This window comes from Microbacterium sp. Bi98 (assembly GCF_918698045.1).
GTDB lineage: Bacteria > Actinomycetota > Actinomycetes > Actinomycetales > Microbacteriaceae > Microbacterium.
Window position 1 is genome coordinate 111375 of the sequence record NZ_CAKKLK010000008.1, and the last position, 26996, is coordinate 138370.

Annotated in this window: 24 protein-coding genes and 1 tRNA gene; 16 read left to right on the forward strand and 9 right to left on the reverse strand. The window is 68.9% G+C overall.

Features of this window, described 5'->3' with window-relative positions:
- Positions 1 to 25 precede the first annotated feature (25 nt).
- From rhaI to LQZ85_RS13090, 3 genes are all read right to left on the reverse strand, one after another.
- The gene (gene rhaI / locus LQZ85_RS13080) at positions 26 to 1192 is read right to left on the reverse strand and encodes an L-rhamnose isomerase (protein ID WP_053098756.1); all 1167 of its coding nucleotides are present in this window, start codon (positions 1190 to 1192) and stop codon (positions 26 to 28) included.
- Positions 1189 to 1581 (reverse strand): L-rhamnose mutarotase, encoded by a 393-nt coding sequence (locus LQZ85_RS13085; protein ID WP_230100996.1) that lies wholly within the window; start codon positions 1579 to 1581, stop codon positions 1189 to 1191. The genes rhaI and LQZ85_RS13085 overlap by 4 nt, the downstream gene beginning before the upstream one ends.
- Positions 1582 to 1676: 95 nt before the next feature.
- Positions 1677 to 2642 (reverse strand): serine hydrolase domain-containing protein, encoded by a 966-nt coding sequence (locus LQZ85_RS13090; RefSeq protein WP_056276830.1) that lies wholly within the window; start codon positions 2640 to 2642, stop codon positions 1677 to 1679.
- A 65-nt stretch (positions 2643 to 2707) separates the two neighbouring features.
- Between LQZ85_RS13090 and LQZ85_RS13095 the strand changes: the two genes are divergently transcribed.
- From LQZ85_RS13095 to LQZ85_RS13135, 9 genes are all read left to right on the forward strand, one after another.
- Positions 2708 to 4483, forward strand: a complete 1776-nt coding sequence (locus LQZ85_RS13095; RefSeq protein WP_056276833.1) for an ABC transporter ATP-binding protein — start codon at positions 2708 to 2710, stop codon at positions 4481 to 4483.
- A 28-nt stretch (positions 4484 to 4511) separates the two neighbouring features.
- The gene (locus LQZ85_RS13100; RefSeq protein WP_056276836.1) at positions 4512 to 5603 is read left to right on the forward strand and encodes a Gfo/Idh/MocA family oxidoreductase; all 1092 of its coding nucleotides are present in this window, start codon (positions 4512 to 4514) and stop codon (positions 5601 to 5603) included.
- Complete coding sequence (locus LQZ85_RS13105; protein ID WP_056276839.1) at positions 5600 to 6526, forward strand: hypothetical protein; 927 nt, start codon at positions 5600 to 5602, stop codon at positions 6524 to 6526. The genes LQZ85_RS13100 and LQZ85_RS13105 overlap by 4 nt, the downstream gene beginning before the upstream one ends.
- Positions 6527 to 6689: 163 nt before the next feature.
- Positions 6690 to 7985 (forward strand): extracellular solute-binding protein, encoded by a 1296-nt coding sequence (locus LQZ85_RS13110; protein WP_053098762.1) that lies wholly within the window; start codon positions 6690 to 6692, stop codon positions 7983 to 7985.
- 67 nt (positions 7986 to 8052) lie between these two features.
- Complete coding sequence (locus LQZ85_RS13115; protein ID WP_053098763.1) at positions 8053 to 9054, forward strand: sugar ABC transporter permease; 1002 nt, start codon at positions 8053 to 8055, stop codon at positions 9052 to 9054.
- Positions 9051 to 9992 carry a carbohydrate ABC transporter permease gene (locus LQZ85_RS13120; RefSeq protein ID WP_053098764.1) on the forward strand — a complete coding sequence of 314 codons (942 nt, stop codon included), beginning with the start codon at positions 9051 to 9053 and terminating at the stop codon, positions 9990 to 9992. The genes LQZ85_RS13115 and LQZ85_RS13120 overlap by 4 nt, the downstream gene beginning before the upstream one ends.
- Before the next feature lie 2 nt (positions 9993 to 9994).
- The gene (locus LQZ85_RS13125; protein ID WP_056276843.1) at positions 9995 to 10672 is read left to right on the forward strand and encodes a hypothetical protein; all 678 of its coding nucleotides are present in this window, start codon (positions 9995 to 9997) and stop codon (positions 10670 to 10672) included.
- A gap of 42 nt (positions 10673 to 10714) precedes the next feature.
- Positions 10715 to 11716: a LacI family DNA-binding transcriptional regulator gene (locus LQZ85_RS13130; RefSeq protein WP_056276845.1), complete on the forward strand. Its 1002-nt coding sequence runs from the start codon at positions 10715 to 10717 to the stop codon at positions 11714 to 11716.
- A 203-nt stretch (positions 11717 to 11919) separates the two neighbouring features.
- A tRNA-Ser gene (locus LQZ85_RS13135) sits at positions 11920 to 12008 on the forward strand.
- Positions 12009 to 12045: 37 nt separating this feature from the next.
- Here LQZ85_RS13135 and LQZ85_RS13140 read toward each other — a convergent pair.
- On the reverse strand, positions 12046 to 14670 hold the full coding sequence (locus LQZ85_RS13140) for an excinuclease ABC subunit UvrA (RefSeq protein WP_200955154.1): 2625 nt from the start codon (positions 14668 to 14670) through the stop codon (positions 12046 to 12048).
- Positions 14671 to 14898: 228 nt separating this feature from the next.
- Between LQZ85_RS13140 and LQZ85_RS13145 the strand changes: the two genes are divergently transcribed.
- From LQZ85_RS13145 to LQZ85_RS13155, 3 genes are all read left to right on the forward strand, one after another.
- Entirely contained in the window at positions 14899 to 15939 is a 1041-nt protein-coding gene (locus tag LQZ85_RS13145; protein WP_056276849.1) for an aldo/keto reductase, read from the forward strand.
- 98 nt (positions 15940 to 16037) lie between these two features.
- Positions 16038 to 16694 (forward strand): GntR family transcriptional regulator, encoded by a 657-nt coding sequence (locus LQZ85_RS13150; protein WP_056276852.1) that lies wholly within the window; start codon positions 16038 to 16040, stop codon positions 16692 to 16694.
- A gap of 38 nt (positions 16695 to 16732) precedes the next feature.
- A complete protein-coding gene (locus LQZ85_RS13155; protein WP_056276854.1) occupies positions 16733 to 17707 on the forward strand; it encodes an NAD-dependent epimerase/dehydratase family protein in 975 nt (324 codons plus the stop codon).
- 9 nt (positions 17708 to 17716) lie between these two features.
- Here the strand turns inward: LQZ85_RS13155 and LQZ85_RS13160 are convergent, their stop codons facing one another.
- The 3 genes from LQZ85_RS13160 to LQZ85_RS13170 are packed head-to-tail and all read right to left on the reverse strand — an operon-like array spanning position 17717 to position 20093.
- The gene (locus LQZ85_RS13160; RefSeq protein WP_053098770.1) at positions 17717 to 18112 is read right to left on the reverse strand and encodes a VOC family protein; all 396 of its coding nucleotides are present in this window, start codon (positions 18110 to 18112) and stop codon (positions 17717 to 17719) included.
- 39 nt (positions 18113 to 18151) lie between these two features.
- Positions 18152 to 19087, reverse strand: a complete 936-nt coding sequence (locus tag LQZ85_RS13165; RefSeq protein ID WP_056276856.1) for an NAD(P)-dependent oxidoreductase — start codon at positions 19085 to 19087, stop codon at positions 18152 to 18154.
- Positions 19088 to 19109: 22 nt separating this feature from the next.
- Positions 19110 to 20093, reverse strand: coding sequence for a LacI family DNA-binding transcriptional regulator (locus tag LQZ85_RS13170; protein WP_056276859.1), 984 nt, complete (start codon positions 20091 to 20093; stop codon positions 19110 to 19112).
- A 99-nt stretch (positions 20094 to 20192) separates the two neighbouring features.
- Here LQZ85_RS13170 and LQZ85_RS13175 point away from each other — a divergent pair, with 99 nt between their 5' ends.
- Genes LQZ85_RS13175 through LQZ85_RS13185 form a run of 3 tightly spaced genes read left to right on the forward strand, consistent with a single transcriptional unit; the run spans position 20193 to position 23109 of the window.
- On the forward strand, positions 20193 to 21323 hold the full coding sequence (locus tag LQZ85_RS13175) for a Gfo/Idh/MocA family oxidoreductase (RefSeq protein ID WP_056276862.1): 1131 nt from the start codon (positions 20193 to 20195) through the stop codon (positions 21321 to 21323).
- Entirely contained in the window at positions 21320 to 22051 is a 732-nt protein-coding gene (locus tag LQZ85_RS13180; RefSeq protein WP_157538080.1) for a cupin domain-containing protein, read from the forward strand. Before LQZ85_RS13175 ends, LQZ85_RS13180 begins: the two co-directional genes overlap by 4 nt.
- On the forward strand, positions 22048 to 23109 hold the full coding sequence (locus LQZ85_RS13185; protein ID WP_056276867.1) for a Gfo/Idh/MocA family oxidoreductase: 1062 nt from the start codon (positions 22048 to 22050) through the stop codon (positions 23107 to 23109). Before LQZ85_RS13180 ends, LQZ85_RS13185 begins: the two co-directional genes overlap by 4 nt.
- 151 nt (positions 23110 to 23260) lie before the next feature.
- On the opposite strand, the gene xylB is transcribed toward LQZ85_RS13185, so the two are convergent.
- Positions 23261 to 24547, reverse strand: a complete 1287-nt coding sequence (xylB, locus tag LQZ85_RS13190; RefSeq protein WP_056276869.1) for a xylulokinase — start codon at positions 24545 to 24547, stop codon at positions 23261 to 23263.
- 5 nt (positions 24548 to 24552) lie between these two features.
- Complete coding sequence (gene xylA, locus LQZ85_RS13195; protein WP_056276871.1) at positions 24553 to 25740, reverse strand: xylose isomerase; 1188 nt, start codon at positions 25738 to 25740, stop codon at positions 24553 to 24555.
- A gap of 86 nt (positions 25741 to 25826) precedes the next feature.
- Between xylA and LQZ85_RS13200 the strand changes: the two genes are divergently transcribed.
- Positions 25827 to 26996, forward strand: a complete 1170-nt coding sequence (locus tag LQZ85_RS13200; RefSeq protein WP_056276876.1) for an ROK family transcriptional regulator — start codon at positions 25827 to 25829, stop codon at positions 26994 to 26996.

A 26996-nucleotide genomic window follows, 5' to 3' on the forward strand; every position in this document is an offset into this window, starting at 1 on the left:
CATCCCGACGGGGCGGGGTGCGGGCTCAGGCGCCCCAGCCGGCCTGCACGCCACCGACGCGGTCGGCGGCGATCTTCTGCTGGTAGCCCGACTCGGCGTAGGCCGCCATCGGGTCGGCTGCGAGGCCGCGCGACTCTCGCCATTCGGCGAGCGCGGGGCGCACGTCGGTGTAGAACGCGTCCATGAAGACGGCGTTGGCGGCGAGCACGTCGCCGGACTTCTGCGCCGCGGTCAGGGCGTCGCGGTCGACGATCAGCGCACGCGCCGTCATCTCCTGCACGTTGAGCACCGAGCGGATCTGACCGGGGATCTTGTCCTCGACGTTGTGGCACTGGTCGAGCATGAACGCCACATCGGGGTTGTTCAGGCCGCCGCCGCGTACGACCTCGAACAGGATGCGGAACAGTTGGAAGGGATCGGCCGCGCCCACGATGAGATCGTCGTCGGCGTAGAAGCGCGAGTTGAAGTCGAACGACCCGAGCTTGCCGAGGCGCAGCAGCTGCATGACGATGAACTCGATGTTGGTGCCGGGGGCGTGGTGGCCCGTGTCGAGGCACACCATGGCCTTGTCGCCGAGGGACGAGACCTGGGCGTAGGACGTGCCCCAGTCGGGAACATCGGTGTGGTAGAACGCCGGCTCGAAGAACTTGTACTCGAGCACGAGGCGCTGGTCGTCGCCGAGGCGTGCGTAGATCTGCTGCAGCGACTCCTGCAGGCGGTCCTGACGGCCGCGCAGGTCGGCCTGCCCCGGGTAGTTCGAGCCCTCGGCGAGCCAGATCTTCAGGTCGCGGCTGCCCGTGGCATCCATCACGTCGATGCAGGCGAGGTGGTGGTCGATCGCCTTCTGGCGGATCGACGGGTCTTCGTGGGTCAGCGCGCCGAACTTGTAGTCGTCGTCCTGGAACGTGTTGGAGTTGATGGTGCCCAGGGTCACGCCGAGGTCCTCGGCGTGCTTGCGCAGGTCGGAGAACGAGTCGACCAGGTCCCACGGGATGTGCAGGGCGACCGAGGGTGCGAGCGCCGTGTACTTGTTCACCTGCGCGGCATCCGCGATCTTCTCCCACGGGTCGCGGGGCGTGCCGGGCGTGCCGAACACCTTGAAGCGCGTGCCGGAGTTGCCGAACGCCCAGCTGGGGAGTTCGATGCCCTGCTGTTCGAGGGCGGCGAGGTTGTCGGACGAGAGGATGCTCATGAGGCGCTGCCTTCGGTGTCGGTGCGGTTGGCGATGTCTGATGCGGGGGAGTCACCGGCGTCGGCGAGCTGGTCTTCGAGGTGGAACACCTCGGCGAGTGCGGTGGCGGCCTGGTCGGGGCGTCCGTCGAGACCGATGAAGAATCGGCTCATCTCGGACTCCCAGCGCGCGGCGACGGGGGAGGCGGCGAGATACGCCTGGGCGGCGGCATCGTCGTCGGTCTCGTAGTAGCCGACGAGCGTGCCGCCCTCGGCGAGGAACAGCGAGTAGTTGCGGCGGCCGGCGGCCGCGATCTCGGCCAGCATCTCGGGCCGGACCGGCGAGTGACGGGCGAGGTATTCGTCGAGCAGTTCAGGACGCACCTGCAACTTGAACGCGACGCGGGTCATGATGGTTCTCTCTTCATCGAGCGGATTTTGAATCGTTTCATTCAATGTCTCAACCCTAGACACGGGCGAGCGACGTGTCAAGTGAGCGTCGGCGGTCACACGGCGGTGATGACCGCGTTGTCGAGCTGATCGGCGTCCACGCCCGGGCGCACGGCCGCGTTCGTGAGCAGCACCCAGCAGACGCCCGCCGTCGGGTGCACCCAGAACTCCGTGCCCGCCCACCCGCCGTGGCCGAAGACGTCACGGTCCACCAGCCCCGGCGCTCGTGAGCGCAGGTTGAACGTGAAGCCCCAGTCCTGACCGCGCTCAGAGGGGTACGGGTCGAGGCGGGGGATCGCGCCGGTCAGCGGGCGGAGCATCATGGCCAGTCCCGCCGGAGACAGGATGCCGTCTGTCGCGCCCTGGCCGATGCGCAGCAGCTCGGCGCCGAGGTGCAGGAGATCCTCGGCTCTGCCCAGGAGTCCTGCGCCGGGAGCACGCGTGGCGTGGAACCGGTCGAGGTCGAGTCCGCCGGCCGCGGCATCCGGAACCCCGAGGGACTCGCTCGGGTCGAGGGTCAGGCCGATCGCGCCGATGCGATGCGCCCAGTCGAATGTGCCGGCATCCCAGGTCGAACCGGTCGCGTGCTCGATCAGCGCCGCGATCCCCTCGAAGGCCAGGGTGGAATACCGCGACGCGGTGCCGGCGGCGAAGTCCCGCCCCTGGCTGAGCAGCTCGTCGCGCAGCGGAAGCGCGGTGTCGAGAGCCGGCTCGGAGATCCCCGAGGTGTGGGATGCCAGGTGCCACAGCCGCACGATGTCGTCACGAGAGATGCCGAACTGCGGCAGGGCGTCGGCGAGCGGAGTGTTCGGGGTGAGCAGACCCCGCTCGATGGCGCGCGTCGCCGTGATGCCGGTGAGCACCTTCGTGATCGAGAACAGCGGATACACGGCATCCGTCGCGGCCCCGAAGCCCTCGAGGTCGACGATCCCGTCGGCGGTGGCCATGCCGAGCACCGCTGTCGGCAGGCGCTCCGCCTGCACGTGACCACGTGCCCAGTCGAATGCTGCGTCGAAGGTCATGGCTGCTCCTGCTGATTCGGATGGTCGCGCTTCCCAGACGGGTGCGGTGACTCTACGATAGGACCATGGCACAGAAAGCGCTTTCCCATCCGGCCGCGCTCATCGACGGTGATCACCCGACCCGCTCCGTGCTGCGCCTCGTCGCCCGCCGTCCCTGGCGACTGACCTTCGCGATCACGGCCTTCGCGATCAAGGAGATCCCGCTCTGGTTCCTGCCGGTGATCACCGCCGCGATCATCGACGTCGTGGCGAGCGACGGCGATGTCACCGAGGTGCTGTGGTGGTTCGCGCTGGCCGCCGTGCTGCTGCTGCAGAACTACCCGAACCACATCATCTACACCCGCAACTTCATGACCGTGGTGCGAGACCTCGGTGCCGATCTCCGCAACGCCCTCACCGCGCGACTGCAGAGCCTCTCGATCGGGTACCACACGAGGATGAGCTCGTCGATCGTGCAGACGAAGGTGGTGCGCGACGTCGAGAACGTCGAGCTCATGCTGCAGCAGGTCACGCATCCGCTCCTGTCGTCGACCATGGTGATGCTCGGCGCACTCAGCATGACGGCGGTCACCGTGCCGCAGTTCCTTCCCGTGTATGCCCTCGCCGTGCCGATCGCGATCGGCATCCGCTACGGCATGCGCAATCGATCGCAGCGTCGCAACGAGGTCTTCCGGCGCGAGATCGAGACGCTGTCGGCCCGCGTCGGCGAGATGGCGTCGCTGATCCCGGTGACCCGCGCTCACGGGCTCGAGGAGACGGCGATCAACCGCGTCGCGGGCGGGGCGGATGGCGTGCGCCGCGCCGGACTCGACCTCGACCTGCTGAACGGCCGGGTGGCCTCGATCTCCTGGGTCGCGATGCAGCTGCTCGGCGTCGCCTGCCTCATGCTCGCCGCCGTGTGCGCGCTCACCGGCTTCCTCCCGATCACGCCGGGCGAGGTCGTGATGCTCTCGAGCTACTTCACGCTGCTGACCGGCGGGCTCACCCAGCTGCTCATGCTCATTCCCGTCGGCGCCCGCGGGCTCGAGTCGGTGCGCTCGATCGCCGAGGTGCTGCAGGAGCCCGACGTCGAGCAGAACTCCGGCAAGCGCGTCGTCTCGGCGGTCGCCGGCGAGATCGTGCTCGACTCTGCGACGCATCGCTACGCGGATGCCGACGACGACGCCCTGTTCGAGATCGATCTGCGGATCGCCCCCGGCGAGACGGTCGCCTTCGTGGGATCGTCGGGATCGGGCAAGTCGACCCTCCTGAACCTCGTGCTCGGATTCGTCCGTCCGACGAGCGGCCGCATCGTGCTCGACGGCGCCGACATGCAGGAGCTCGACCTGCGCACAGTGCGCCGGTCGATCTCGGTCGTGCCGCAGGAGTCGGTGCTGTTCGAGGGGTCGGTCTTCGACAACATCGCCTACGGCATGCCCGACGTCACGCCCGATCGCGTCGAACAGGCGCTGCGAGACGCCAACGCGTGGGAGTTCGTGAGCGAGCAGCCGCAGGGGTGGGACACGGTGGTCGGCGAGCGCGGAGCGCGCCTCTCGGGTGGTCAGCGCCAGCGTCTGGCGATCGCCCGCGCGCTCGTGCGCGATCCGCGGATCCTGCTGCTCGACGAGGCGACGAGCGCGCTCGACCCCGAGTCCGAGGGACTCGTCAAAGAGGCCCTCGAACGGCTCATGCGCGGTCGCACGACGCTCGTGGTCGCGCACCGGCTGTCGACGATCCGGCAGGCCGATCGCATCGTCGTGCTCGAGCACGGACGTATCGTCGAACAGGGCTCGCACGACGAGCTGCTCGCCGCCGACGGGCGATACGCCCGCCTGCACCTGGTGCAGAACGGCATCAGATGACCCCGGCTCAGCGTCCTGAGGAGGAACGATGACAACCGAGAAGACCCTTCGCGCGGCCCTGGTCGGCACCGGGGCGGTGGCGAACGCGCACGCCCGCGCAGTCGCCGCCTACCCGCGCGCCGAGCTCGTCGCCGTCGCCGACCTCAGCCGGGAGAAGGCGCAGGAGTTCGCCGACCGATACGGCATCGATGCCGCCTACGGCGACCTCGACGAGATGCTCGCCGCCGAGCACCCCGACGTCGTGCTCATCTGCACGCCGCCCGGGCCGCACCGTTCGCAGTCGCTCGCAGCCTTCGCAGCCGGCGCGCATGTGATCGTCGAGAAGCCGCCGGCACCCTCGCTCGATGAGCTCGACGAGATGCGCGCGGCGGCCGAGGCCGCGGGCAGGCAGCTGGCGGTCGTCTTCCAGCAGCGCACCGGCACGGCCGCGGCGCACGTGCGCGGGATGCTGCAGAGCGGAGCCCTCGGCCGCCCGCTCGTCGCCGTGTGTCAGACGCTCTGGTTCCGTGACGCCGACTACTTCGCGGTGCCGTGGCGCGGCAAGTGGGAGACGGAGGGCGGCGGAACGACCCTGGGCCACGGCATCCACCAGATCGACCTGCTCGCTCACCTGCTGGGCGACTGGTCGTCGGTGCAGGGCAGGCTCTGGCGGCTCGACCGCGAGACCGAGACCGAGGACGTCTCGACCGCGACCATCGTCTTCGGCCAGGGAGTGGTCGCGCAGCTCGTCACCAGTGCCGTGTCGCCGCGAGAGACGAGCTCGATCCGCATCGACACCCAGAAGGCCACGGTCACGGTCGACCACGTCTACGGCCACGGTCATGAGAACTGGCGGATCACCCCGGCGCCCGGCTTCGAGTCGGAGGCCGAGGGATGGGCGCTCCCGGATGCCGAGGAGCGCAGCGACCACGAGCCGCTGCTGCGCGACGTGTTAGACGCTCTGCTGGAGGGAGCACCCCTGCCTCCTACTGCTGATGCACCCGCACGCTCGCTCGAGATCGTGGCGGCCATCTACGCCTCGGCCGCTGCGGACGGCACGGTGATCACCCCCGAGCTGCTGGGCTCGCACCCCACGCACCGGGCCGGCTTCGCGAGTCCGGTCACCGATCTCCGCAGATGAGAGAGCTCTACCGCGACCCCGTCTACGACGGAGCCACCGACCCGCGGGTCGTGGTCGACGCCGACGGGCTGTGGTGGATGTTCTACACCCAGCGTCGGGCGAGCCTCGCCGATGCGGGACCGGGGGTGTCGTGGGTGCACGGCAGCCGGATCGGGGTCGCGACATCGACCGACGGTCTGGACTGGCGCTACGACGGAACGCTCGAGCCCACGGCATCCGATCTCGTCCTCGAGCCCGGCCCGCCGCCCGCCGAGGTCGACCGCACGCACTGGGCCCCGGAGGTCTTCTGGGACGGTGCGCGCTGGCGGATGCATCTCACCGAGATCGACGGCATCCCCGACCGCTGGCCGGGGTTCGCTCGCGCCATCGTCGAGTACGTCTCCGACGACCTGAGGCACTGGTCGAGACGCGGCCCGCTCGTGCTGAGCAGCGATCGGGTGATCGATGCGGCCGTCGCGCGCACGCCCGACGGACTGTGGCGCCTCTGGTACAAGGATGAGGCGGCCGACTCGGTGACCATGGTCGCGTCATCGCCCGACCTCGCGGACTGGTCCCTCGACGGCATCGCGATCGGAGGGCGGCCGCACGAGGGGCCGACCGTGTTCGAGCTCGGCGGTCTCTGGTGGCTGATCGTGGACGAGTGGCGGGGGATGGGCATCTATCGCTCCGACGACGGCACGCGCTGGACGCGTCAGGGTGATGCGGATGCCGTGATCCTCGCTGATCTGCCGACCGGAGGGCACGGCAGTCACGGCGCGCAGGTGCGCGTCGGCGACGACCTGTGGTTCTACTTCTTCGCCGCCGCGGAGGGGGCTCCGGCCCACTCTGCGACGGGCGAGCAGAGACGATCCGCCGTCCGTCGCGTGGGGCTCGAGGTCGAGGGCGGGAAGCTGATCGTGAGAGGATCGAAGACCCCGCGGTAATCGATGTAATCCCCTCCGCGAATTGCCGGTTGCGAAACGTTTCAATCTGGATTAGCGTGCAGGTAAGCGTTTTCCCCGCACGATGGAGATCGCATCCCGCACCACATGGACACAGGCGTTCCGCGGCCCTGCCGAACGAGGACGTTCATCAGAGAGGACAACGATGTTCAGCAAGAAGCGTCTGGCGGCCGCAGCGGCCGTCGCCACCAGCGCAGCGCTGGTACTCGCCGGCTGCGCCGGCGGAGGCAGCCCCGAGGGCGAGCCCACGTACGACCCCGACGAGAAGGTCACCCTCGACCTGGCGTTCTGGGGCAACGACGTCCGCGCCGATCTCTACAACCAGGCGATCGAGGCGTTCAACGAGGAGTACCCGAACATCACGGTGAACGCGACGTTCCTCGGGTTCCCGGAGTTCTGGGAGAAGCGCCAGACCGAGGCCGCCGGCGGCGGACTCCCCGACGTCATGCAGTTCGACTACTCGTACCTGCGTCAGTACTCGGAGAACGGCCTGCTGCTCGACCTCGAGCCCTACCTCGGCTCGGTCATCGACACCGAGCCGCTCTCCGAGAACATCCTCGGCATCGGCGTCGTCGATGACACGACCTACGGCATCACCACCTCGACCAACGCGTGGGGCGTCTTCACCAACCCCCAGCTGCTCGAGACCGCAGGCGTCGAGGAGTTCCCCGGGGGCGACTGGGAGGACTACGACGAGTGGATGGGCGAGATCACCGATGCCGGCGCGGGTGAGTTCTGGGGCGGGTCCGACTGGACGGGGCGCATCCAGAACTTCGAGCTGCAGCTGCGCAGCGAGGGCAAGAACCTGTTCGACGAAGACGGCACGCCCGGCTTCGACGAAGACCGTCTGAAGGAGTTCTGGGAGGCCGGAGACGACATCCGGGACGGAGTCGTCGTTCCGCAGCAGGTCGTCGAGGAGCTCAACCCCCTCACCGCGTTCGACGCCGCGAAGAACGCCAGCGAGCTGACGTGGGACAACTTCGGTGCGGGCTACCTCGCCAACCTCGGCGAGAGCTACACCGAGCTCGGCCTCGTCGCCCCGCCGGTCACGAAGGAGGGCGCGAAGGATCTGTACCTGAAGCCCTCGATGCTGCACACGATCTCGGCCAAGACCGAGCACCCGGAGGCGGCGGCGACGCTCGTCAACTTCCTGGTCAACTCGCCCGAGTCCGGCGAGATCTTCGGCACCAACCGTGGCCTCCCCGCATCCGAGACCGCTCTCGAGGCCGCAGAGCTCGATCCCATGAGCCAGCTCGTCAAGGACTACGAGGAGTCGATCGCCGACCGCCTCGGCGACGCTCCGCCCGTGCCGATCGTCGGCTACGGCACCCTCGAGGAGAAGTTCCGGGTGCTGGGCACCGAGCTGAACTTCGGCACCACGACGGTCGACGAGGCCGTGACGCAGTTCTTCTCCGAGATGGACGTCGTCCTCAACCAGTGATCCCGTCGGTGGGCCGGGTGGCATCCGCCCGGCCCACCGCATCCCATCCACTTCGGAAGGAGCTGTCATGAGCACGACGGCGACCAGGACGATCGTCACGGGCAAGAAGTCCGGGCGAGGGCGGGCGCTGCGCAGCGGCCGCCGCCCCGAGAACGAACTCGCGCGGCCGGGCCAGCGCGCACGTCTGCGGCGTGAGACGGCGACCGGCTATGCGTTCCTCACCCCGTGGCTCATCGGCTTCTTCGGTCTCACCGCCGTGCCGATGATCTACTCCCTGTACCTCTCCTTCACGAAGTACAACATCTTCCAGCCGCCCAAGTGGATCGGGCTGGACAACTACATCCGACTCTTCACGAGCGACCCGAACTTCATCCAGTCGGCGCAGATCACCCTCGTCTACGTCTTCATCGGCACTCCGATCACCCTCGCGGCCGCCCTCGGCGTCGCGATGCTCCTGAACTACCGCGACAAGGGCGCCGGCTTCTTCCGCTCCGCCTTCTACGCGCCGTCCCTCATCGGCGGCTCGGTCTCGGTCGCCATCGTGTGGCGGGCCATGTTCTCCTCCGACGGTCCGGTCGACAGCGGTCTGCAGATCTTCGGCGTGGATCTCGGCGGATGGATCGGCAACCCGAGCCTCGTGCTCCCGATGATGATCCTGCTCGCCGTCTGGCAGTTCGGAGCCACGATGGTGATCTTCCTCGCGGGTCTCAAGCAGATCCCCAAGGAGCTGTACGAGGCCGCAGAGATGGACGGCGCGAACGCCTACCGTCGGTTCCGCGCGGTGACGATCCCGATGCTCTCCCCGGTGATGTTCTTCAACCTGCTGCTCGGTCTCATCGGCGCGTTCCAGGTGTTCGCCTCGGCGTACATCATCTCGAACGGCACCGGCGGCCCCGCCGGCATGACGAACTTCATCACCGTGTACCTGTACAAGCGAGGGTTCTCCGACGGACAGATGGGCTACGCGGCCGCGATCGCGTGGGTCCTGCTCGTCGTCGTCGCGATCATCGCCTTCATCCTCTTCCGCACTCAGAGGTCGTGGGTGCACTACTCGGGAGACGACAAATGAGCACCTCCAATCAGGCGACCACGTCCGGCGCCGCATCCACTCCGGTCTTCGCCGCGCAGCAGACGACGCCCGTCGGTCCGCCCGCCCCGCGTCGCCGCATCAAGCGCAAGACCTGGCAGACCGTCATCTGGTTCATCGGTCTCCTCGTGCTCACCGCGGTGGTGCTCTACCCGTTGTTGTGGCTGTTCCTGTCGACGTTCAAGCCGAACTCCGAGTTCGGTCAGAACCCCGGTCTGCTGCCGCAGGCGCCGACGCTCGACAACTACGGCAAGGTCATGGAGGGCATCGCCGGAGTGCCGATGTGGCGCTTCTTCCTGAACTCGCTGATCCTCGCGGTCTCGGCCGTCGTCGGCACGGTGCTCTCGTCGGCGCTCGCCGCCTACGCCTTCGCACGAGTGCAGTTCAAGGGACTCGGCGTGCTGTTCGCCGCGATGATCGGCACGCTGCTGCTGCCGTTCCACGTCGTGATCATCCCGCAGTACATCATCTTCAACCAGCTCGGATGGGTCGACACCTTCATCCCGCTGATCCTGCCGAAGTTCCTCGCCACCGAGGCGTTCTTCGTCTTCCTTCTCGTGCAGTTCATCCGCCAGATGCCCCGCGACATGGATGAAGCGGCGCGCATCGACGGAGCAGGCCACCTGCGGATCTTCTGGTCGATCATCCTGCCGCTCATCAAGCCCGCCCTGATCACCTGCGCGATCTTCTCGTTCATCTGGGCGTGGAACGACTTCCTCGGCCCGCTGCTCTACCTGACGAGCCCCGAGAACTACCCGCTGCCGATCGCGCTGCGCCTCTACAACGACCAGACCTCGTCGTCCGACTACGGCGCGACGGTCACGGCGTCGTTCGTGGCGCTCGTGCCGGTGCTGCTGTTCTTCGTGGTCTTCCAGCGCTTCCTCGTCGACGGAGTCGCCACGCAGGGACTGAAGGGCTAGTCATGTCGGTCATCAACGCAGAGCGTCGGGCGCACCGGGCGGCGAAGCGCGAGGCGCGGTCGGGCGCCGGCCCGACGGTCGCCGGTGTCGAGCCCGGGGTCAACCCCGGAGCGACCGCCAAGTTCGGTCTGTTCGGCGAGGTGCTCACGGTCGGACTGCTGATGACGATCATCGCCCTCGGCGTCGTCACGCTGCCGATCGCCCTGGCTGCCGGCATCCGTCACCTGCGTCGCTTCGTCGCCGCGGAGGATTCGCGCACGGCCCTGTTCTGGGACGACGTGCGCACCGGCATCCTGCCCTCGCTCCGCGTCGGGGTGCCGGCGGCGCTGATCGCCGCCGTGCTCACGGTCGACGTCGTGCTCGCGGGCTCGGGCGCACTGCCCGGTGGCGAGTTCATCGCGGTCATCGGCTGGGCGGGGCTGCTCGCTCTCGCGGTCGCCGTGCTGCTCGCCGCCGGCGCCTGGTCGCCGACGACCGGGTGGACCGCCGCGGTCCGCGCGGTGCCGGGGATGATCACAGCGGATGCCGCCGGAGCCGCGTACATCGCGGCCGCGGCCGTCTTCACCGGCGTCGTGACCTGGGCGCTCGCGCCCCTGTTCATCGCGGGCATCGGCTGCGCGGCGCTCGCCGTCGTCGCGGTTCCCGGGCGTCGCCGGCGCGGAGTTCACCCCGCGGAATGAGAAGGTAGTCGTGGCGCACGCGCGGACGGACGGAGGCAGGCCATGGCGGTAGGGGTGAAGGACGTGGCGGCTGCGGCCGGCGTCTCGGTCGGCACCGTCTCGAACGTGCTCAATCAGCCCGAGCGCGTGTCCGCCAAGACGGTCGAGCGCGTGCAGCGGGTGATCCAGGAACTCGGCTTCGTGCGCAACGACGCCGCCAGGCAGCTGCGCGCGGGTCGCAGCCGCAGCATCGGACTCGTGGTGCCCGACATCGGCAACCCGTTCTTCGCTGAGGTCGTGCGCGGCGCGGAGGACCGGGCAGCGGATGCCGGCATGACGGTGCTGCTCGGCAACAGCGACGAGCGAGACGAGCGCCAGGTCGCGCACCTCGAGCTCTTCCAGGAGCAGCGGGTCAACGGCGTGCTGCTCACACCCGCCACCGACGACCTCTCGGCCGTGCATCGATTCGCCGCAGGCGGCATGCCGGTGATCCTCGTCGACCGCGAGGTGGAGGAGGGGCTGCTGCCGTCGGTCTCGGTCGATGACGTCGAAGGCGGACGCCTGGCTGCCGATCACCTGCTGGCTTCGGGACGTCGCCGGCTGGCATTCGTCGGAGGACCGCAGTCGGTGCAGCAGGTCGCCGATCGTCTGCGCGGCGTGCAGGCGGCGGTCGCCGCTCACCCCGATGTCACTCTCGAGATCTTCGAGCAGTCCGCGCTCACGGTGCTCCAGGGCAGGGCTGCGGGCGAGGCCATCGCGGCGCGTGGGCCCGAATCGCGCCCGGATGCCGTCTTCGCCGCGAACGACCTGCTCGCCGTCGGGCTGCTGCAGGCGTTCAGCTTCGGCTCCGGCATCCGTGTGCCCCAGGACATCGCCATGGTCGGGTACGACGACATCGACTTCGCCTCGGCGACCGTCGTGCCTTTGAGTTCGGTGCGCCAGCCCGCCAGGCTGCTCGGCTGGACCGGCGTCGACCTGCTGCTGAAGGAGCTCGACGGGGTCGAGCACGACCGTCGCGTGCGGTTCCAGCCCGAACTCGTGGTGCGTGAGTCCAGCGCCGGCTGAGGGATCGTCTCGAGTCACGCGCCGTCACCCGTGCCGTGTGCATGACCGGAGCACGGATGCGGGAGCATCCGTCGGTTCTCGTCCTGCAGATGTGCTTTCGTCCTGCAGGCGGCCCGGCCGAGGACCCTGAGCCCCGATTCGTTCCAGCCACGGGAACCCGTTATGATTGCAAGGTGCATCCGCTCTTCACGGTTCGGATGCCTGGAGACGTCGCATAGTCCGGCCGAGTGCACCACCCTGCTAAGGTGGAGTCCCCTCACGGGGACCAGGGGTTCAAATCCCCTCGTCTCCGCAGAAAGAATCCCTGCCTCGGCAGGGATTTTCTGTTCTCAGGCGCTGACTCCGAGTTCCTGAGCCGCGATGGCATCCGCGAGGTACGACGCGGTGGTGCTTCCGCTCGCGGAGGCGACGGAACGCGGAGTTCCCTGCGCCACGACAGTGCCGCCGAGCTCTCCGGCTCCCGGTCCCATGTCGATCACCCAGTCGGCCTGTGCGACCACGCGCATGTCGTGCTCGACCATCACGACCGTGTTGCCGGCGTCGACGAGATGCTGAAGATGGACGAGCAGACGATCGGTGTCCGACGGATGCAGTCCTGAGGTGGGCTCATCGAGCAGGTAGAGGGTGTCGCCGTGCTGGGCGCGCCGCAGTTCGGACGCCAGCTTCACGCGCTGCGCCTCGCCGCCGGAGAGCTCGGTCGCCGACTGGCCCAGCGGCAGATACCCGAGCCCCACGTCGAGGAGGGCATCGAGGTGTCGCGCGACGTCGGCATCGTCCTCGAAGAGGACACGCGCGTCGTTCACGCTCAGGGCGAGGACGTCGGCGATGGTGTGCCCGTGGAGCTCGATCTCGAGGGTCTCCGGGTTGTAGCGCGTGCCGCCGCAGGTGCCGCAGGGGGCGTGGACGGTGGGGAGGAAGAGCAGCTCCACCTCGACCGTGCCCTCGCCCTTGCAGGTGGGGCATCTCCCGCTCGCCAGGTTGAACGAGAACCGGCTCGCGGCGTAGCGCCTCCGACGCGCTTCCGGTGTCGCGGCGAACAGCGCGCGGACGCGGTCGAAGAGCCCGGTGTACGTCGCCACGTTCGATCGAGAGGTGCGGCCGATCGGCTTCTGACTGACCTGCACCACGCGTCGCACGCGGTCGGCGGGACCGGAGGCGCGACCCGTCGTGTGGGCGATCGGTGCGGAGAACAGCGGATCAGCTGCTGCGCTGCCCTGCTCTTCCCTCGTCGACGTATCGGTCGACGAGCCGTCCACCTCGCTGGAGAGGCTGCTCTGCAGCAGGTCGGGCAGGGCCTGGGTGACGAGAGACGACTTGCCCGAGCCGGAGACGCCCGTGACGGCGGTGAGGCAGCCGAGGGGGATCGACACCGAGACGCTGCGGAGATTGTTCCGCGAGACGTCGACGAGCACGAGTTCGGCGTCGGGCTCGCGAGGGGCCCGCGGCTGTGCCGTCGGCTGCTCGGCCCGCAGGTCGTCGGCGAACAGATATCGTCTCGTCTGGGAGCGCTCCGCGTCCCGCAGCCCATCGATCGGGCCGGAATAGACGATCTCACCGCCGGTGGATCCCGCTCCGGGGCCGATATCGACGATCCAGTCCGCATGCCGGATCACGTCGAGGGAGTGCTCGACGAAGAAGACCGTGTTTCCGGAGTCTCGCAACGAGCGGAGGATGCGCACGAGCGCTTCGCCGTCGGCGGGGTGGAGGCCGGCAGACGGCTCGTCGAGCACGAACATGACCCCGAACAGCTGCGACAGCACCTGGGTCGCGAGCCGCATACGCTGCAGCTCACCCGACGAGAGCGTCGGGGTCGAGCGATCCAGCGAGAGGTAGCCCAGACCGAGCTCGATGATGGGGGAGATCCGATCGCGCAGCTCGTCGACCAGCCGGTGCGCCGCGAGCTTCTTCTCGGGTGGGAGCGCTTCGCCACCGGCACCGGGGGCATCCGTTCCGTTGCCGGAGGAGTCGAGTGCCGTCTCGAGGAGTGCCTCGAGGTCCGCGAGTGGCATCGCGGCCATCTCTGTGATGTCGAGACCGGCGAACGTCACGGCGAGCGCCTCGGGCTTCAGGCGGCGTCCGTCGCACATCGGGCAGCGGACGCTGACCATGAAGCTCGCCGCCTTCTCGCGCATCTTCGCGCTCTTCGAGTTGGCGAAGGTGTTGAGCACGTACTGCCTCACGCCGACGAACGTGCTCATGTACGAGGGCTCGATGCCGGCCGCGACGGCTTTGCGCACCTGCGCCGGGCCGCGGTCGGTGAACACCGGAACCTGAGGCGACTCCTCGGTGTAGAGCACCCACTGACGCTGCTTCTCAGGCAGATCGCGCCACGGGATGTCGATGTCGTAGCCGAGCGATATCAGGCTGTCGATGAGCTGCTTGCCGTGCCAGGCGCGCGGCCAGGCGTCGAGCGCACGGTCGCGGATCGACAGCGACTCGTCGGGGACCATGAGGTGCAGCGGCACGTCGTACACCTGCCCGATCCCGTGGCAGCGCGGGCACGCGCCCTGCACGGTGTTCGCGGAGAAGTCCTCGGCGAACAGCGGCTCCGCCCCACGGGGGTACGTGCCCACTCGCGAGAACAGCATGCGGATGACGTTGCCGATCGACGTGGCGCTGCCGACGGTCGATCGAGCGCTTCCCGCGGTGCGCTGCTGGGGGAGGGCCACCGCCGGAGGCAGCCCGCCGATGGCGTCGACGTCGGGGATGTCGACCTGGCTCATCAGGCGCCTCGCGTAGGGCGCCACCGACTCGAAGTACCGACGCTGCGCCTCGGCGTACAGCGTGCCGAATGCGAGGGAGCTCTTGCCCGAGCCGGAGACGCCGGTGAAGGCCACGAGGGCGTCGCGGGGTATCGCGACGCTCACGTCGCGAAGATTGTGCACCCGTGCTCCGGTCACGACGATGGCGTTCGACGTGCCGGACAGCTTCGACGGTGGGGTCCCGCCCATCATGGACCTCTTCTCGTTTCCCGCGGGGAGCGGGGGTGAATGCGATGATCGCCGTCTCTCCGTCACGCTACCCCGACCGTCGGACTTCGTCGGTGTGGTTGACAGCGGTCGGTCGGGCCTGCGAGCGCGGACACCCGTATGCCGGCGCAGCATGCATCGGAGTCCTGGTCCCGCCGTGCGAGAAAGCGCTATCCTGAAGCTCTTCCCGCCTCGGATCCAGGAGCGTCCCTCATGCCCATCGCCGCAGATGACCCCCGCCTGACGCATGCCTACGAGGCTGCGGCCACCCGCTACACCGACGTGCCTTTCCAACGCGCAGGCGCCAGCGGGGTGAAGCTGCCGAAGGTGTCGCTCGGACTCTGGCAGAACTTCGGTCGTGACCGCACCTTCGACAGTCAGCGCGAGATCGTGCTGCACGCGTTCGACCGCGGTGTCGTGCACATCGACCTCGCGAACAACTACGGCCCGCCGTACGGGTCCGCCGAGTCGACGTTCGGCGCCGTTCTCGACAGCGGGCTCGCCCGCTACCGAGACGAGCTGTTCGTCACGACCAAGGCCGGCTACGACATGTGGCCGGGGCCGTTCGGCGACGGCGGATCGCGCAAGTACCTCATGCGCTCGCTCGAGCAGAGTCTGCAGCGCATGAACACCGACTACGTCGACGTGTTCTACTCGCACCGCCCCGACCCCGAGACCCCGCTGGAGGAGACGGTCGCGGCGCTCGCCGACATCGTGCGCAGCGGCAAGGCGCTCTACGCGGGCATCTCGAACTACCCGGCCGAGCTGGCGCGTCGCGCGTATCGGCTGCTCGCGGATCAGGGCGTGAGGCTGCTGCTGCACCAGCCGCGGTACTCGCTGTTCGACCGCACTCCCGAGGCCGAGCTGTTCGCGGCGCTGCGCGAGCTGGAGATCGGCAGCGCCGTGTTCTCGCCGCTCGCGCAGGGCCTGCTCACCGGCAAGTACCTCGATGGTGACGTCCCGGCCGACTCGCGTGCCGCGAACAGCCATTTCCTGAACGGGTCCGCGCTCACCGACAGCTACCTCGAGCGCATCCGCGGCATCGACCGCGTCGCGAAGGACGCGGGCCTCTCGATTCCCCAGCTCGCCGTCGCGTGGGTGCTGCGGGACTCCGTGGTGACCACCGCGATCATCGGTGCATCGCGCACGGGCCAGATCGACGACGCGGTGGCGGCCAGCCAGGTCGAGCTCTCTGACGACGTCGTCACCGCTCTCGAGGAGTTCGCTGCGGCGCCCGGCGCCAGCGTCGTCTGACTTTTTCCCTGGCGCTGCGTAATATTCCGGGCGGCAGCGAGTCTGTCTAGTGGGGCCCCTGTCACAGGGGGCGTACACAACGGACCTGGGGAGCACCAATGACCATCGCCTACGCGGATCCACGGACGCACCACTGGACCCATCGCGGTGCCGTGCCGCTGCCCGAACTTGCCTTCCAGCACATCCTCGGGGCGATCCTGCGGGGGGACTACCGGTCGGGCGACACGCTCAACACGATGCGCTTCGCCCGAGAGCTCGACATGTCGCTCAACCCGATCCGCGAAGCGATCATCCGGCTGCGTGACATCGGACTGGTCGAGGTCACTCCCGCGCGCTACACCAAGGTCGCGGACCTCACCGCACCCGAGTCGCGTGCCGCCATCAGCTACGCCGGCGTGCTCGCGGGGACGGCGCTCCGCATGGCACTGCCCACGACTGCGGAAGGTGTCCGCTCCGATCTCGCGGCGTATGCCGAGGAGATCGGTCGCGCGCAGGCCGCACCCGACCGCGACGCCGCGGCCATCGCGTTCCTCACCGCCGTCGACGACCTCGTGCGGCATCCGCGACAGGCGATGCACCTGGTCGAGGCCACGATCCTCGCTCAATGCGCGCTGCAGTTCTCCGAGACTGTACCCGGAGACGACGCGACACCCGGGCTGGTCGCTGCGGCCGAAGCCGTCGCCCACGCGATCCGTGCGGAAGATCCGGATGCCGTCGAAGGGGCCGTCCGCGCGCTCTTCGAGCACCTCGCCTAGGCGGCCTCCTCGCCTGACCCGTCGCTAGAGTCGGATGCATGACTGCGACGACGGTGTTGTTCATCGGTGGAACTGGAATCATCTCCTCGGCGGCGAGTGCGCTCGCGGCGTCCCGGGGGATGGAGGTCACTCTGCTGAATCGCGGACAGTCGCAGCGCGAGCCCGCTGACGGCGTCGAGGTGCTGACGGCGGATGTGTCGGATGCAGCAGCGGTCGACGCCGCCCTCGCCGGTCGTGAGTTCGATGTCGTCGCCGACATGATCGCCTTCACGCCGGATCAGGTGCAGCGGGACATCGACCGCTTCGAGGGCCGGACGGGACAGTACGTCTTCATCAGTTCGGCATCCGCCTACCAGAAGCCGGTCTCTCGTCTTCCGATCACCGAGTCCACACCGCTGCGCAATCCGTACTGGCAGTACTCGCGCGACAAGATCGCCTGCGAGGACCTGCTGACCGCCGCGTACCGGGATCGCGGATTCCCGGTCACGGTGCTGCGGCCTTCGCACACCTACGACAAGTGGACGATCCCGGCGTTCGGAGGGTGGACGGCGATCGACCGCATCCGCCGGGGTGAGGAGATCATCGTCCACGGCGACGGCACGTCGCTGTGGACGCTCACGCACTCGAGCGACTTCGCGGTCGGCTTCGCGGGGCTGCTCGGCAACCCGCTCGCCTACGGCGACACCTTCCAGATCACGAGCGACTTCGTCTACACCTGGAACGAGATCTACGCGATCCTCGGTCGCGCGGCGGGAGCAGAGCCGAAGATCCGGTACGCCACGAGTGCGGCGATCGAGGATGCCGCACCCGACCGCGCCGGGCAGCTCACGGGTGACATGGCGCACTCCGTCGTCTTCGACAACACCAAGGTCCGCCGCCTCGTGCCGGACTTCGCCCCGCTCGTGCCACTGCACACCGCGGCGCGCGAGATCATCGACTGGCACGACGCGCATCCCGAGCTGCAGCGAGTCGACCCGGCCGTGAACGAGCTCTTCGACTCGCTCCTCGCCTGAGAGCGGCGCTCAGCCGGCGGCGAGCACGGCGAGGACGTTGCCGGCGGGGTCCGTGAACCAGGCGATGTCGGGCCCTCGATCGGGACCGCCTCGCAGGATGCCCTTCTCATCGGTGGCGAACTCCGAGTCGTCGTAGATCTTGGTCACGACGCCCCGCTCGTTGAGCTCGTCGACGGCTGCTTCGACGTCGTCCACCGGGAAGTTCAGGATCGTGAAGCTCGCGGGCTCATGGTTCGGCTTGCCGTAGACGAGGATCGATCCGCCGTCGGGCAGGCTGATGTCGAGGAACCCCATGGCATTGGTGGTGACGTCCATGCCGAGGGTGTCGCCGTAGAAGGAGCGGGCGGCGTCGATGTCGTCGACGCTGAACCCGCTGAACGCGTGTGTGGTCTGAAAGGCGGTCATGCCCTCAGCATGCGCCGCTCGCCCCGCGGTGTCCAGACCCTAGGGGTGCACCTGGTTGAGGAGATCATCGCCCGCGAGGAGGCGGGTCACGTTCTGGTCGACCAGGCGTGCCGCTCCGACCGGACGGTTGCCGGCGATGTGAGGGGTGATGAGCAGGTTCGGTGCGTCCCACAGCACGTCGGATGCCGGAAGCGGCTCGGACTTCGCGACATCGATCGCCGCGGCGCGCAGCTGTCCCGACTCCAGCGCCGCGATCAGCGCAGCCTCGTCGACGGTCACACCGCGACCGACGTTCACGAACACCGCGCCCGGCTTGAGCGCGAGGAAGAGCTCGGCGTCGAACAGGTCGGCGGTCTCGTCGGTGGCGGGCAGGATCGAGACGAGCACGTCGGTGTCAGCCAGCACGGCGGCTGCATCGGCATCCGAGTGCACCCGATACCCGGATCGCTCTCCGGCGGTGCGGGCGATGCCCTGCACCTCCGCGCCGAGTGCGGTGAGAAACGGCGCGAGCGTCGAGGCGATCGAACCGAATCCCCAGATGGTCACGCGGGCGCCGGACAGCGTGTAGAGCGCGCGAGTGGGCGCGGCGCTCTGCTCCTCGTTGAACGCCTCGTCCCAGACGTGCTCGCGCTGAGCGTCGCGCAGCCGGTCGAGACGTCGAACGGCGCTCAGGATCAGGGTCAGCGCATGCTCGGCGACGGGTCCGTCATGCAGTGAGCGACCGGAGCAGATGCGCACGTCGGCGCCGAACCCGGCGTTGAGAACCGCATCCGCGCCGGAGGCGAGGGCCTGGACGAGACGCAGGCGGGGCAGTGCGCGGGCGGCTTCCCGGAGCCACGACGAGGAGTTGTGCCAGACGACGAGCGCTTCGGCGTCACGGTGCTCGGCGGGAATCTCGGCGTCGATGTCGTAGACGACGGTCTCGACGTCTGCGGTCACCGGCAGCTCGATGGTGTTCGGGATCAGGATCTTCATGTGCGCCTCCAGGTCTCGGCGGTCAGTGGGGAGAATCGGTCGACTCGCGCCAGATGACGGTCAGCAGACCGTCGGGCTTCATCGGCTCATCGCCGCCGCGGACGGCTGCGATCAGACGGTGCATCGAGTAGGCACCCAGTCTCTCGCGGTCCTGCGACACGCTCGTCAGCGACGGCACGAGGAACGCGCTCTGGGGGTGATCGTCCCACCCCGTGACGGCGACGTCGTCGGGCAGCGTCCATCCGCGTCGTGTCGCCGCTCGGATGGCTCCGGTCGCGATCATGTCGTTGGCGGCGATCACGGCGAGCGGCGGTGCGTCTGCGGGCAGCCTGTCGACGGCGGCCTCGCCGGCGCTGCCGCTCCATTCCTCTCCGAACACACCGAGCGACTCGAGTCCGAGACGCTCGATCGCTTCGAGGTAGGCCGCGCGACGGGCTCGTGCCGACGGGAAGTCGTCGGGGCCGGCCAGATGCACGAATCTCCGATGTCCCTGTGCTGCGAGGCGTTCGATCATCTCGGTGATGGGTCGGGAATCGGTGAAAGCGCCGGTCATGTGCATCGCGTCGTCGAACTCGCCGACCGAGAGCACGACGGGGCCATCGGCGGGGGAGTCGGTGGCGGGCAGCGGCGTGAACGCGAGCACGCCCTCGTACTGCCCCGACCCGATGAGATCGGCGAGGCGATCATCGCGCGCGGTCGCCTCCTCGGGCAGGCTCACCACCTCCACGACGTAGCCTGCCTCGCGCGCGGCGGAGATCGCGCCGGAGAGCAGAGTGAGCGGATTCATCGTGGCGATCGGCACGACGACGGCGAGGCGGCCGGTGCGCTGGGTGCGCATGGACCGGGCGGCCAGGTTGGGTCGGTAGTTCAGCTCGGATGCTGCGCGAAGCACCCGCTCGCGCGTCGCCTCGGAGATCCCCGGCCGCCCGGTGAAGACGAAAGAGACGGTGGACTGCGAGACCCCGGCGAGGTGGGCGACGTCGTGGCTGGTCGGGCGTTTCTCCACGGCATCCTCCTTTCCGGGCTTGACGTGGCGGGTGTCTGTCTCGATAGTATCTACTACGTCTTAGTAATACGTAGTAACACCTCATCGGGGAGGCAGCGAATGCTCAGGATCGGCATCATCGGCACCGGCGGGATCGCCGACGCGCACATCAGCGGATACCTCGCCTTCGCGGGCGACTGCGAGATCGCCGCGCTCGCCGACGTCATCCCCGGGCGGGCCGCGCAGAAGGCCGAGGCGTTCGGGCTCACGCGGGCGGCGACGTTCGATGATCCGCTCGCGATGATCGCCTCGGGTCTCGTCGACCTGGTGAGCATCGCGACCCCGCCGTCGACGCACGCCTCGCTCGCGACCGCTGCGCTCGATGCCGGCATCCACGTGCTGGTCGAGAAGCCCATGGCTCCGTCCCTCGAGGAGTGCGATGCGATGCTCGCCGCGCAGGAGCGCTCGGGCCGTGTGCTGTCCGTCGTCGCGCAGAACCGATTCCGCGACGATCTCGCCGCGCTGAAGGAGGTCGTCGACTCGGGTCTGCTCGGATCGATCTCGCACGTCCGGGTCGACTCGGCGTGGTGGCGTGGGCTGCCGTACTACGACCTCTGGTGGCGCGGCACTTGGGAGAAAGAGGGGGGCGGCTGCACGCTGAACCACGCCATCCACCACATCGACCTGCTGCTGTGGCTGCTCGGACGCCCGGCCGAGATCACGGCCATGCTCGCCAACGCGCAGCACGACAACGCCGAAGTCGAGGATCTCTCGGTCGCCGTCTTCCGCTACGAACGGGGGCTCGCGCAGCTGACCAGCTCCGTGGTGCACCACGGGGAGGAGCAGGCGATCGTGATCCAGGGGGTGAACGCCCGGGTGTCCCAGCCGTTCTCCGTCGTCGCCGAGCAGTCCCGACGCGACGGATTTCCCGCTGACGGCGGAGACCCCGAGGCCGTCGCACGCATCGAGGAGCTCGTCGCCGGCCGCGCCCCGCTCGCCCACCTCGGGCATGAGGGCCAGATCGGCGACCTGCTCAGCGCGATCCGTGAGGGGAGAGTCCCGATCGCCGGCGGACAGGACGGCCGCGATGCGGTCGAGGTGGTGACCGCGATCTACAAGTCCGGCTTCGAGCGCCAGTTCGTCTCGCTGCCGATCACGGCGTCCGATCCCTACTATCGGGCGGGACAGCTGGTGGCGAACGCCCCGCACTTCTTCGAGAAGACCGCGTCGCTCGTGGAGGCGGCATCGTGACCGCATCCTCGTTCCCCGGCGGCACATCGCTGTCGCACCTCGACGTCTACCCGGATGCCGCGCCGGACGGCATCTGCGGCGGCAGCCCTCACATGCACCTCGTCTCGACCGAGGCCTATGTCGTGATCTCCGGTGAGGGAGCCCTGCAGACGATCGACGCCGCCGGGTTCCATGAGACCCCGCTGAGGTCGGGGTCCGTCGTCTGGTTCACCCCTGGCACCATCCACCGTGCCGTGAACGGCGGCGACCTGCGGGTCGTCGTGCTGATGAGCGACGCCGGACTCCCCGAGGCGGGTGATGCGGTGATGACGTTCCCCGCCGAGATCGTGGGCGACCCCGACGCGTATGCGGCGGCGGCCTCGCTCGGAGACGATGCAGATGAACGCGCCGAGCGAGCGGCCCGACGACGCGATCTCGCCGTGACGGGATTCGAGACGCTGCGGGATGCCGTCTCGGGTGGGGATCACGGCGCGCTCCGCGCGTTCCATGCCGCCGCCGGTGTGCTCGTACGCCACCGCGCCGAGGCGTGGGGCGACCTCGTGCGCCAGGGTCCGCTGGCTCAGGCCGAGCGCTCGGTGGCGCTCGCCGATGCCGTGGCATCCGGTTCGGTGGCGCACCTGGCCGATGCTCGCGTGCACGAAGCCGTACCCTCGGGGGGAGACCGCGGATTCGGCATGTGCGGACGCCTGCGCACCTATGACATGAACCACGAGGAGACCCGGCGATGACCCGCACCTACACCTTCGATCCGCTCCCCGAACCTGTCGTCGCACCCGGCGAGTTCGTCTTCGCCGCGATCGGACTGGACCACGGTCACATCGTCGGCATGGTCGAGCAGCTGATCGAGGCCGGCGCAACCCTTTCGCTGGTCTTCGACGAGGACCCGGTGAAGATCGCCGACTTCCTCGAACGCTTCCCGCAGGCGCGTGCCGCCGCGAGCGAGCGGGAGGTGCTCGACGACTCGGAGGTGCGGCTCGTCGCCAGTGCATCGATCGCGAATCGGCGGGCTCCACTCGGCGTGCGCGTGCTCGACGCGGGCAAGGACTTCTTCGCCGACAAACCCGCCATCACGACGATGCACGACCTCGATGCCGCTCGAGAGGCCGTCGAGCGCACCGGGCGGAAGTTCGCCGTGTACTACGGCGAGCGCGTGCATTCCGAGGCCGCGATCCTCGCCGGCCAGCTGATCGATCGGGGCGCGATCGGCACCGTGCTGCAGGTCGCGTCATTCGGCCCCCATCGCATCGGCACGGGGCGGCCCGACTGGTTCTACGACCCCGAGCAGTACGGCGGCATCATCTGCGACATCGGCAGTCACAACTTCGAGCAGATGCTGTACTACACGGGCGCGACGACCGGCGAGATCGTGAGCTCGACCGTCGCCAACTACGCGCACCCCGACACTCCGGGCCTGCAGGACTTCGGAGACGCCCACGTCGTGCTCGACAACGGCACCACCGGCTACGTGCGCGTCGACTGGTTCACCCCGGCGGGGCTCGACGTCTTCGGCGACGGTCGCACCGTGCTGCTCGGCACCGACGGATACATCGAATTGCGCAAGTACACCGACATCACGACCGACAACGGCGGCGGACAGGTGCTGCTCGTCGATCAGGACGGACAGTTCCGCTTCGACGCGACAGGGAAGACGGGGTTCCCCTTCTTCGGCGAGCTGATCCGCGACTGCATCGACCGCACCGAGCACGCGATGACACAGGCGCACGCCTTCACGGCGGCGGAGCTGAGCATCATCGCCCAGCGGGACGCCAGGGTGCTGGCCGGCTGACGGCATCCGCCTCGCTCGTGTGCTCGGTCGTTCGGTCGCCCGCTCGGGAGGAGAACTGCGCTTCGGGAGGACGGATGCGGCGAATTCGTCCTCCCGACAAGGAGATCTCCTCCCGACGGGGTGCGTTCCCGCGGGGTGCGTTCCGGCGGGATCAGCCGACGAGCTGTGATGCCTGCCGGGCGGCGCCGAGCGCGACGTACTCGCCGGGCTCGGGCACCTCGACCGGCAGGCCGAGGATCTCCGGCGCGATGCGACGCACGGCCTCCGACTGCGCTCCGCCGCCGATCAGCAGGGCGCGTTCGAGCGGGATGCCGAGATCGCGCAGTGCATCGAGCCCGGCGCCGAGTCCTCGGAGCATCCCCTCGACGGCGGCGCGGGCGAGGTTCTCCCTCGTCGTCGAGGCGAGTGTCATCCCCGAGAGGGAGGCCGTGGCATCCGGCAGATTCGGGGTGCGCTCGCCCTCGAAGTAGGGGAGCAGAGTGAGGCCGCCCGCGCCGGGGGCGGCCCGCAGCGCGAGGTCGCTGAACTCGCTGTGCGTGACCCCGAGCAGCGCAGCGGTCACATCGACCACCCGCGCGGCGTTGAGCGTGGCGACGAGAGGCAGGAAGTTGCCCGAGGCATCGGCGAAGCCCGCGACGGTCCCGGTCGGGTCACTCAGAGGAGTGGTGCTGATGGCGCAGACCGTGCCCGAGGTGCCGATCGACACGACCACATCACCCGGCACGGCGCCGAGTCCGAGCGCGGCGGCCGCGTTGTCACCCGCTCCCGCACCGACGCGCCGGTCGTCGGCATCCGTCACCCACTCGTCGTGGGCGAGCACCCGGGGGAGGGTCGCGTCATGGCCGAGCGCCGCCACCAGCAGCTCGCGGTCATAGTCGCCCGTCGACGGGTTCCAGTATCCGGTGCCGGAGGCGTCGGACCGATCGGTCACCAGCTCGTCGAGCACGGGGTTGTCGGGTCCGAACCCGCGTAGACGCCACGTCAGCCAGTCGTGCGGCAGAGCGACGGCGGCGACCCGTGCCGCGTTGTCCGGTTCGTGGTCGCGCAGCCAGCGCAGCTTGGTGATCGTGAACGAGGCGACGGGCACGAGGCCGGTGCGGTCGGCGAGTTCGGACGCACCGAACTCGCCGATCAGATCCTGCGCCGCACCGGCGGAACGTGTGTCGTTCCACAGCAGCGCGTCGCGGATCACCGCGCCCGACTCGTCGAGCGCGACGAGGCCGTGCTGCTGCCCGCCGATCGACCACGCGGCGATGTCGCCGAGCGACCCCGCCTCCGCGATCGCGGCGTTCAGCGCCTGCCACCAGGCTTCGGGGTCGACCGACGTCCCCTCCGGGTGCGACGCGCGACCGGAGCGGACGACCGCCCCGGTCGACGTGTCGACGACGACGACCTTGCACGACTGGGTCGACGAGTCGACCCCGAGAACCAGTGGCATGACGATCAGCGAGCGCCGAGCAGGTGCTCGGTCGCGAGCTGCTGCAGCCGGACGAACCCGAAGCCCTTGCCGCCGAAGTACGAGTTCGCGTCGAAGTCCTCGTATGCCGAGCGATCGGCGAGGAAGTCGTCGTAGCTCTCTCCGGGGTTGAGGGTCGGCGTCGAGAGCTCGTCGACGCGGGCGGCGGCGAGCGCCTCCTGCACCTCGGGGTCGGCGCGGAATGCGGCCGCCCGCTCCTTGAGCAGCAGGTACGTGCGCATGTTCGCGGCGGCCGACTCCCACACGCCCTTCTCGTCTTCGGTGCGGCTCGGCTTGTAGTCGAAGTGACGGGGGCCGTCGTAGGCGGGCACTCCACCGGGGCCGCCGTTCTCGAGCAGATCGACGAGCGAGAAGGCGTTGTGCAGGTCGCCATGTCCGAAGACGAGGTCCTGGTCGTACTTGATGCCGCGCTGGCCGTTGAGATCGATGTGGAAGAGCTTGCCGTGGAACAGCGCCTGAGCGATGCCCGCGGTGAAGTTGAGTCCTGCCATCTGCTCGTGCCCGACCTCGGGGTTCACGCCGACGAGCTCAGGGCGCTCGAGCGAGTCGATGAAGGCGATGGCGTGGCCCAGCGTCGGCAGCAGGATGTCGCCGCGCGGCTCGTTGGGCTTCGGCTCGATCGCGAAGCGGATGTCGTAGCCCTTGTCGGTGACGTAGTCGCCGAGCAGGTTGACGGCCTCGCGGTAGCGCTCGAGCGCCTGGCGGATGTCCTTGGCGGAGTCGTACTCGGCACCCTCGCGGCCACCCCACATGACGAAGGTCTTGGCCCCGAGCTCGGCACCGAGATCGAGCTGACGGAACACCTTGCGGAGCGCGTAGCGGCGCACGTCGCGGTCGTTCGAGGTGAAACCGCCGTCCTTGAAGATCGGCGCGCTGAAGAGGTTGGTGGTGACCATCGGCACGACGAGGCCGGTGTCGGAGAGCGCACCCTTCAGGCGGTCGATCTGAGTCTGGCGCTCGGCATCGGTCGAGCCGAAGGCGAACAGGTCGTCGTCGTGGAAGGTCAGGCCGTACGCGCCGAGCTCGGCGAGCTTCTCGACGGCGTGCACCACGTCGAGCGCCGGGCGCGTGGGGCCGCCGAACGGGTCGGCGCCGTTGTAGCCGACGGTCCACAGGCCGAAGGAGAACTTGTCGTCACGGGTGGGGGTGGTCATGGCTGCTCCTGTGCAGGTCATCGAATAAGTTGTGATTCACAACATATCTCATGACAGAAGGTGCGTCCACCCCCTACAGTGAAGGGATGCCGACGCAGCCGAGCCCCGCGCTGGGCACCCGCCCGCACAACCTCGCCCTCCTTCTGCGGCTCGTGCACGAGAACGGCGCGCAGTCGAGAGCCGCGCTGACCGAGCAGACCGGGCTCAACCGCTCGACGATCGCCGACCTCGTCGCAGAGCTCGTCAGACGCGGTCTCGTCGACGAGCGCATACCCGACGTACCCGGCCGTGTGGGGCGTCCCTCACCGGTCGTGACGGCGTCGGCTCGCGTCGTCGCCATCGCGGTGAACCCTGAGGTCGACGCGATCGAGATCGCTGCGATCGGCCTCGACCGCAGCATCGTCCTGCGCGAGCGCCTGCCGAACGAGACCGTTCCGACGCCGGATGCGGTGGTGTCGACGATCGCCGATCGCATCGCCGCCTGGCGCGAAGGGACGCTCGCCGCGGCACGGATCGCGGCGATCGGTGTCGCGGTCCCCGGCCTCGTGCGAACATCCGACGGTGTCGTGCGCAATGCGCCTCATCTCGGCTGGACCGATGTGCCGCTCGCCGATCTCGTCCGTTCGGCGACGGCGTCTGCGGCCTTCGTCGACAACGACGCCACGCTCGGAGCCATCGCCGAGCACCGCTACGGCGCCGGCCGGGGGATCGACGACGTGGTCTACCTGAACGGAGGTGCGTCGGGTATCGGAGGCGGACTGATCATCCACGGGAGGCCGGTCGCCGGGGCGGGTGGGTACGCGGGGGAGTTCGGTCAGAACAGACCCCGGATCTCGGCAGACGCCGACCGCCGCACTCGCGACGGTGTGCTCGAGGCCGAGGTGAGCCGCCGGCTGCTTCTCGATGCGGTCGGCCTCGACTCGGCCGACGATGAGACGCTCGCCGCCGAGCTCTCCGAATCCGACTCGCCGGTGGTGGCCGCCGAGATCACGCGTCAGGCGCATGTGCTCGCGAGCGCGCTGGCCAATGCCGTGAACGTGCTCAATCCTGCTCTCGTGGTGCTGGGCGGATTCCTCGCCACCCTCGCCGATCTGCGGGCGGATCAGATCGTCGACGATGTGACGGCGCTCGCGATGTCGGAGAGCGCTGAGGCGCTCGAGATCCGCCCGGCCGCTCTCGGCGCCGACAGGCTGCTGATCGGCGCGGCCGAGCTGGCATTCGCCGACCTGCTCGCCGATCCGGGCGAGCGGAGCTGA

Excerpts from the sequence above, each read along its gene's own strand:
- LQZ85_RS13085 (WP_230100996.1), bottom strand. The coding sequence starts at position 1,581 with ATGACCCGCGTCGCGTTCAAGTTGCAGGTGCGTCCTGAACTGCTCGAC.
- rhaI (WP_053098756.1), bottom strand. The coding sequence starts at position 1,192 with ATGAGCATCCTCTCGTCCGACAACCTCGCCGCCCTCGAACAGCAGGGC.
- LQZ85_RS13130 (WP_056276845.1), top strand. The coding sequence starts at position 10,715 with ATGGCGGTAGGGGTGAAGGACGTGGCGGCTGCGGCCGGCGTCTCGGTC.
- LQZ85_RS13155 (WP_056276854.1), top strand. The coding sequence starts at position 16,733 with ATGACTGCGACGACGGTGTTGTTCATCGGTGGAACTGGAATCATCTCC.
- LQZ85_RS13115 (WP_053098763.1), top strand. The coding sequence starts at position 8,053 with ATGAGCACGACGGCGACCAGGACGATCGTCACGGGCAAGAAGTCCGGG.
- LQZ85_RS13150 (WP_056276852.1), top strand. The coding sequence starts at position 16,038 with ATGACCATCGCCTACGCGGATCCACGGACGCACCACTGGACCCATCGC.
- LQZ85_RS13160 (WP_053098770.1), bottom strand. The coding sequence starts at position 18,112 with ATGACCGCCTTTCAGACCACACACGCGTTCAGCGGGTTCAGCGTCGAC.
- LQZ85_RS13145 (WP_056276849.1), top strand. The coding sequence starts at position 14,899 with ATGCCCATCGCCGCAGATGACCCCCGCCTGACGCATGCCTACGAGGCT.
- xylB (WP_056276869.1), bottom strand. The coding sequence starts at position 24,547 with ATGCCACTGGTTCTCGGGGTCGACTCGTCGACCCAGTCGTGCAAGGTC.
- LQZ85_RS13090 (WP_056276830.1), bottom strand. The coding sequence starts at position 2,642 with ATGACCTTCGACGCAGCATTCGACTGGGCACGTGGTCACGTGCAGGCG.
- LQZ85_RS13185 (WP_056276867.1), top strand. The coding sequence starts at position 22,048 with ATGACCCGCACCTACACCTTCGATCCGCTCCCCGAACCTGTCGTCGCA.
- LQZ85_RS13100 (WP_056276836.1), top strand. The coding sequence starts at position 4,512 with ATGACAACCGAGAAGACCCTTCGCGCGGCCCTGGTCGGCACCGGGGCG.
- LQZ85_RS13125 (WP_056276843.1), top strand. The coding sequence starts at position 9,995 with ATGTCGGTCATCAACGCAGAGCGTCGGGCGCACCGGGCGGCGAAGCGC.
- LQZ85_RS13120 (WP_053098764.1), top strand. The coding sequence starts at position 9,051 with ATGAGCACCTCCAATCAGGCGACCACGTCCGGCGCCGCATCCACTCCG.
- LQZ85_RS13200 (WP_056276876.1), top strand. The coding sequence starts at position 25,827 with ATGCCGACGCAGCCGAGCCCCGCGCTGGGCACCCGCCCGCACAACCTC.
- LQZ85_RS13095 (WP_056276833.1), top strand. The coding sequence starts at position 2,708 with ATGGCACAGAAAGCGCTTTCCCATCCGGCCGCGCTCATCGACGGTGAT.
- LQZ85_RS13110 (WP_053098762.1), top strand. The coding sequence starts at position 6,690 with ATGTTCAGCAAGAAGCGTCTGGCGGCCGCAGCGGCCGTCGCCACCAGC.
- xylA (WP_056276871.1), bottom strand. The coding sequence starts at position 25,740 with ATGACCACCCCCACCCGTGACGACAAGTTCTCCTTCGGCCTGTGGACC.
- LQZ85_RS13140 (WP_200955154.1), bottom strand. The coding sequence starts at position 14,670 with ATGATGGGCGGGACCCCACCGTCGAAGCTGTCCGGCACGTCGAACGCC.
- LQZ85_RS13165 (WP_056276856.1), bottom strand. The coding sequence starts at position 19,087 with ATGAAGATCCTGATCCCGAACACCATCGAGCTGCCGGTGACCGCAGAC.
- LQZ85_RS13175 (WP_056276862.1), top strand. The coding sequence starts at position 20,193 with ATGCTCAGGATCGGCATCATCGGCACCGGCGGGATCGCCGACGCGCAC.
- LQZ85_RS13105 (WP_056276839.1), top strand. The coding sequence starts at position 5,600 with ATGAGAGAGCTCTACCGCGACCCCGTCTACGACGGAGCCACCGACCCG.